Genomic DNA, 5,088 nt, shown 5'->3' with positions numbered 1-5,088 from the left:
GATTGAAAAATATTATTAAAGATTTCATCTATCCAAATTAAGGTCAATTAAAATAAGATTTTATCTACCCCTATGAATCACCCCAAAAGGGGGTGTGATATAGCATAAATTCCAAAATTATGATCGAAAAACAAGTCAAAATCAGAGAGAATCAAGTTGAAATTAACTACTTACAAGAAGGTCATGGAAAAAACACCTTATTGTTTTTACATGGTTGGTGTATTAATAGCGCTTATTGGAAAGACCAAATTGCTCAATTTTCGATGAATCACCAAGTTTATGCTTTAGATTTACCAGGGTTTGGTAAGTCAACTGCAAAAAGGGAAAATTGGACCATTGAAGAATATGCTAAGGATGTTTCAGCATTTATTGAGCAGTTAGATTTGGAAAATGTTGTATTGATTGCTCATTCCATGTCCGGTGATATTATGCTTGAAACCGCTTTGGCTGATAATCCCCAGATAAAAGGAATTATTGGGATTGATAATTTTAAATTTATTGATGTAGAATTTACTCCCGAACAAAGGGAACAAATGAGTGCTTTTTTCTCCTTACTTCAAAACGATTTCAAAACAAATGCCCCAATTTATGCTGAAAATATGCTATTTCACCCTTCCACAAAAGAGGAAATAAAGGAAAGGGTAAAGAGCGATTTTGCAAACGCGAATCCTAAAACAGGATTTGATTCATTTATCCATATGATGCAGTTTTTCCAAAATGTTCCTTTTAAACTAGAGAATTTACCCTTGAAGTTATACCTCATCAATAGTAATGTAATGCCAACAAATGAAACCGGTTTAGAAAACCGCTGTAAAAATGGCTTCCATGTAGAAACTATTGACTCCACGGGTCATTATCCTATGATTGAAAAATCTGGAGAATTTAATCGTAAGTTAGAAAATGTACTAGATCTAATAATTTAGAACAGAAACAATTTCTAAACTTTTTGTATCAATTATTAAGTAAATTTCCAACTGTTTCCAACAATTTAGGTTCTTCCGACTCCCAAAGAACTTCCTGCCGGCAACCATCGGTATAAAAGTCATTCCTTCCCATTTGGCGAAGAATATCTTCTGTTTTATAATTTTGAAAATCGATTGGGATACAGGCATTAAATTGTTCACTGTATTTTACCCATAAGGGATTTGGGCAAAGAAGGAAAGGTAAGTTATTGGCAATGTATTCAAATATCTTTGTAGGCATGCGATTTTTGGTGCTTTCATTTTTTTGATAGGAAATTAAACCAAAATCTGCCTTTCGAATCTCATCCAAAATTATGGAGTGGGAAACTGGCTTATTGCCTCCAATAAGTTCAATGTAAGAGTTGTTGCCAATCATTTCTTTTATTTTATGTAGAACCCTAACCTGACTAGCATAACCTATGATTTTTAAATGAATTTTTGGATTAACTTGGTGCAAGTTATGGCACAATTCAATTGCTTCAAATATTCCGTAATGATCCGCTAAAGTTCCTGTAAATAGGAGGGTGATTTGGCCGGAGTCTTTTTGTAAATCTTTTTTGATCAATTTTCCCGAGTATTTATTTTCGATAACCTGGGCTTCTTTGTTTAGAAATCGTAGCTCCTTTAGATATGTTTTCTCAGCTAAAAAGAAAAAGTCAATTGCAGGTGAGAAGAAATGCTCATAAATATTAATCTTTAGGGCTATTAAGGGCCGAAGCCATGTAGGAAATACCTTGGTGAAGAGTATATTATGGACATAATTTTCCTGAATATCATAAACTAGTTTGCACTTATTTAATTTCTTGTATATCCATCCGGCAAATAATAGTTCGTGGGTGCAAATAATGAGCAAATCTGGATTTAGGGAACGAACTTTTAGAAAAAAGTTTAAAGGGGCCAGAAGACGTTTTAGGCTTAAGCGAGTAAAATTGAAAATAGGGTGAAATTTAATTCTGGGGTGATGAGTTTCTGATTTTGCATTTAATCCAATCACATGCATTTCATATTGGGGGGCCTTACTAAGCGACAAGCTAATCTTCTCATACATACGGCTGTCATCCACAGGTTTTAGAATAGAAGCTATTACAATTCTTTTCATAAGTGCATGAATTAGTATTAAAAAGTGTGCAAAGAAAGAATAATAATTAAATTTGGGCAAAATTTAAGAATTTTAGTTGATTTTGTGGACCGGATCAAGTTTTAGGGAGTTAATAAAAGCTTTTTATTAAAGCTTAATCTTCAAAATTGAGGGAAATGTCTTTAGGTCAATTTTCTTGAGGGAATATTAAACCTTGTTACCGGATTTTAGTGCATTTCAATACACAATTATATTAAATTATGGAAATTCAACAAATTATTGAGCAGGCCTGGGAAAACAGGGAGATGCTAAAGGATAAATCAGTGCAGGAGCAAATTATTTCTACTGTTGATGCATTGGACAAAGGAGAATTAAGAGTCGCTGAGCCCACTGAAGATGGGTGGAAAGTGAATGAGTGGGTGAAGAAAGCGGTTATTCTTTATTTCCCTATTCAGAAAATGGAAGTAATTGAGGTGGGGCCTTTTGAATTTCATGATAAGATTAAACTAAAAAGTGACTACGCAGAAAAAGGAGTGAGGGTGGTGCCTCATGCAATTGCTCGCCATGGTTCCTATGTAAGTTCAGGGGTAGTAATGATGCCTTCCTATGTGAATATTGGTGCCTACGTTGATGAAGGAACGATGGTGGATACCTGGGCCACGGTGGGAAGCTGTGCGCAAATAGGAAAAAATGTGCATTTAAGTGGTGGTGTTGGAATAGGTGGGGTGTTAGAGCCAGTTCAGGCTGCCCCGGTTATTGTTGAAGACAATGCCTTTATAGGTTCTAGATGTATTTTGGTAGAAGGAGTACGTATCGGCAAAGAGGCAGTATTGGGAGCAAATGTGACTTTAACTGGTAGTACCAAAATTATCGATGTGACAGGAGATGAACCTGTTGAATTTAAGGGTTTTGTTCCTGAGCGTTCTGTTGTTATTCCAGGATCCTACACCAAGAAATTCCCTGCTGGGGACTTTCAGGTGCCTTGCGCACTTATCATAGGAAAGCGAAAAGCAAGCACGGATCTTAAGACTTCATTGAATGATGCCTTAAGAGAAAACAATGTTGCCGTTTAGTAGTTAATATATTAACACTGAGGTTTTAGAGTTATTCCTGATTTTTAGTTGAGTGGTTGAAAGGGGGAGCTATATGCTTCCCTTTTTACTTTCATTATTTATTATTTTAAAAATCCAAATTTTTTATTTTTGGGATAGCAATGAGAATCGCTTAGAACGCATATTTTTATGGTAAAAATCTCTATTGATATAGATGTTCAGAATCCCCATGATATAGTAAAACAGCGTGAGGGAAAGTGGAAAGGATGGTTGGCTAGGACATTAATGAGTCGGAAAAAACTCAAAAATGTTGTTGAAAAAGAAGTTGCTAGAAAAGTAGCTAAGGGTCTTGAAGATAAACTTGAAGATGAATTAGAGAAAGAGGGTGTAATTGCCCAAATTAAAGTTGATTTATTTTCGAACGGCAAAGAAGATTAGCAGAACCCCCTTTTCTCTTATTATATTATTCTTCTTCAAGATTGGGATGGGTACAAATTTCATTAGTGCTTTGATGTCCTTTTCCATCGCAATCAGGGCAATTGGTTTCAAGTAGACCTGTGCCATGGCAAAGTTCACAAGTGCTGTATCCTTTTCCCTTACATTGTTGACATGTACGGTATTCGAATTCTCCAAAAACATTTTTCTTAACGGTAACCGTTTTTCCATTACAAAGGGTGCAACGAGCAAGGGACTGTCCACGACAATAGGGGCAAGTCTTTTGTATTTTTCCTGTCATTTTGCATGTTTCGCAAGGAGTTATCTTATACCCATTTAAATCACAGAGAGAACAATAGAAAGCTTTATTGAGCTTACGATCTAGTTTATCCTGTAAGGCTATTGACTCATTATAGAATTCTGCTCCTTTTCCATTTAGATCAAGGTATTTATTGAGAAAATTCTGGCTATTTCTGAATTGACCAATTTGAAATAGGGTTTGGGCAAAATAATAAGACATTTCAGTAGGTAATACGGATCGGGTAGCCAGCATCTTTCTAAAGGTGATATTAGCACTTTCGTAATTTCCTTCACCCATTTGTTGCTTTGCTTCCTTAAATAGCTCCATTACTTTTTTATTGGGCTTAGTAGTTTGTGCATTTACTACCGTAAAGGATGTAAAGCAAACCAAAATCATAAGGAAAGCTATTATGTTGTACCTTTTCATCAACAGGGATGAAAAAGAGGCATATGAGTTCGAAAGGTTAATTAAGTCAATCCTTTTGAGAAGAGAATTATTCATTTTCATAGAATTAGGCCTTTTAACTTTTTTCAATGCATTATTTGCTAAAACCATCCTTTTAACCGAACTTTTGACTCTAACGCTTGTTCTAAACTATCAGGTAATAAGGGGAAAAAGTCTAATTTGCTTATTTTTTCAATTTTATCAATAGGGATTGCAAAAGACTTCAAATCTTTTTCTGAACCTTTGTTCTCCATTAAAAAGCCAATTGCTTTTATCTCTGGTTCCCGAATATCCAAAATCACTTTGTAATAATATTTAGGGACTGCCACTTTATTTTTTCCAATTTTCTTTAATCCTTTTCTTAAAACTGGTCCCGTCACCACATATAGTTCATCATTTCGTTTAGCCCAGGTCCTGGTCTTTTCTTCCAATTTTTTCCAAATACCTCGGTTAAATTCCGGTGATTGGGGGCTCATATTACTCATCAGAAAGCTTTCACTCATTGCAGTAGCATCCCAACTGAAATCTGCAGCAGGTGCTAGGTGACCACGATCATAACCTGACCTTTTATAGTCGGACCGGTCAGCTGAATTAGTGTGGATTAAAGGGTCTGCTCGAAAATTATCCGTACGTTTATAATTAGGTTCAAGGTGATCCTCAGTTAATTTATAAGCGACCCATGAAGCCTGTTCATAGGCTTCTTCATAATTCAAAGTATAATAAGAATGTTCTACAATGTTATCAGTACTTTGGTATTCTGGCCAGGCAAAATCAAAAGAACGAGTAAAATAATAGTTGTCAGCAAGTGGTTGAGGG

The 5,088-nt window shown here is 35.4% G+C and carries 6 protein-coding genes; 3 read left to right on the top strand and 3 right to left on the bottom strand.

Annotated features, from left to right (window positions below; translation table 11 throughout):
* The first annotated feature begins 119 nt into the window (after positions 1-119).
* Positions 120-923: an alpha/beta hydrolase gene (locus E1171_RS07355; RefSeq protein ID WP_155205365.1), complete on the top strand. Its 804-nt coding sequence runs from the start codon at positions 120-122 to the stop codon at positions 921-923.
* Positions 924-951: 28 nt separating this feature from the next.
* Here E1171_RS07355 and E1171_RS07350 read toward each other — a convergent pair whose 3' ends face one another.
* A complete protein-coding gene (locus E1171_RS07350) occupies positions 952-2,061 on the bottom strand; it encodes a glycosyltransferase family protein (RefSeq protein WP_155205364.1) in 1,110 nt (369 codons plus the stop codon).
* A gap of 239 nt (positions 2,062-2,300) precedes the next feature.
* Between E1171_RS07350 and E1171_RS07345 the strand changes: the two genes are divergently transcribed.
* Positions 2,301-3,113 carry a 2,3,4,5-tetrahydropyridine-2,6-dicarboxylate N-succinyltransferase gene (locus E1171_RS07345; protein WP_155205363.1) on the top strand — a complete coding sequence of 271 codons (813 nt, stop codon included), beginning with the start codon at positions 2,301-2,303 and terminating at the stop codon, positions 3,111-3,113.
* A 168-nt stretch (positions 3,114-3,281) separates the two neighbouring features.
* Positions 3,282-3,530 (top strand): hypothetical protein, encoded by a 249-nt coding sequence (locus tag E1171_RS07340; protein WP_155205362.1) that lies wholly within the window; start codon positions 3,282-3,284, stop codon positions 3,528-3,530.
* A 25-nt stretch (positions 3,531-3,555) separates the two neighbouring features.
* Here E1171_RS07340 and E1171_RS07335 read toward each other — a convergent pair whose 3' ends face one another.
* On the bottom strand, positions 3,556-4,335 hold the full coding sequence (locus tag E1171_RS07335; RefSeq protein WP_222931434.1) for a hypothetical protein: 780 nt from the start codon (positions 4,333-4,335) through the stop codon (positions 3,556-3,558).
* A gap of 38 nt (positions 4,336-4,373) precedes the next feature.
* On the bottom strand, positions 4,374-5,088 hold a 715-nt coding region (locus E1171_RS07330; protein WP_155205360.1), incomplete at its 5' end, for a DNA/RNA non-specific endonuclease.

Source organism: Xanthovirga aplysinae (genome assembly GCF_009711365.1).
Taxonomy (GTDB): Bacteria; Bacteroidota; Bacteroidia; order Cytophagales; family Cyclobacteriaceae; genus Xanthovirga; species Xanthovirga aplysinae.
Note: the sequence above shows the minus strand (reverse complement) of the source record. Positions and strands in the feature narration are given on the sequence as shown.

What these genes read in the sequence shown, in the direction of transcription:
- E1171_RS07355 (WP_155205365.1), top strand. Translation starts at nt 120, where the DNA reads ATGATCGAAAAACAAGTCAAAATCAGAGAGAATCAAGTTGAAATTAAC.
- E1171_RS07350 (WP_155205364.1), bottom strand. Translation starts at nt 2,061, where the DNA reads ATGAAAAGAATTGTAATAGCTTCTATTCTAAAACCTGTGGATGACAGC.
- E1171_RS07345 (WP_155205363.1), top strand. Translation starts at nt 2,301, where the DNA reads ATGGAAATTCAACAAATTATTGAGCAGGCCTGGGAAAACAGGGAGATG.
- E1171_RS07340 (WP_155205362.1), top strand. Translation starts at nt 3,282, where the DNA reads ATGGTAAAAATCTCTATTGATATAGATGTTCAGAATCCCCATGATATA.
- E1171_RS07335 (WP_222931434.1), bottom strand. Translation starts at nt 4,335, where the DNA reads ATGAAAATGAATAATTCTCTTCTCAAAAGGATTGACTTAATTAACCTT.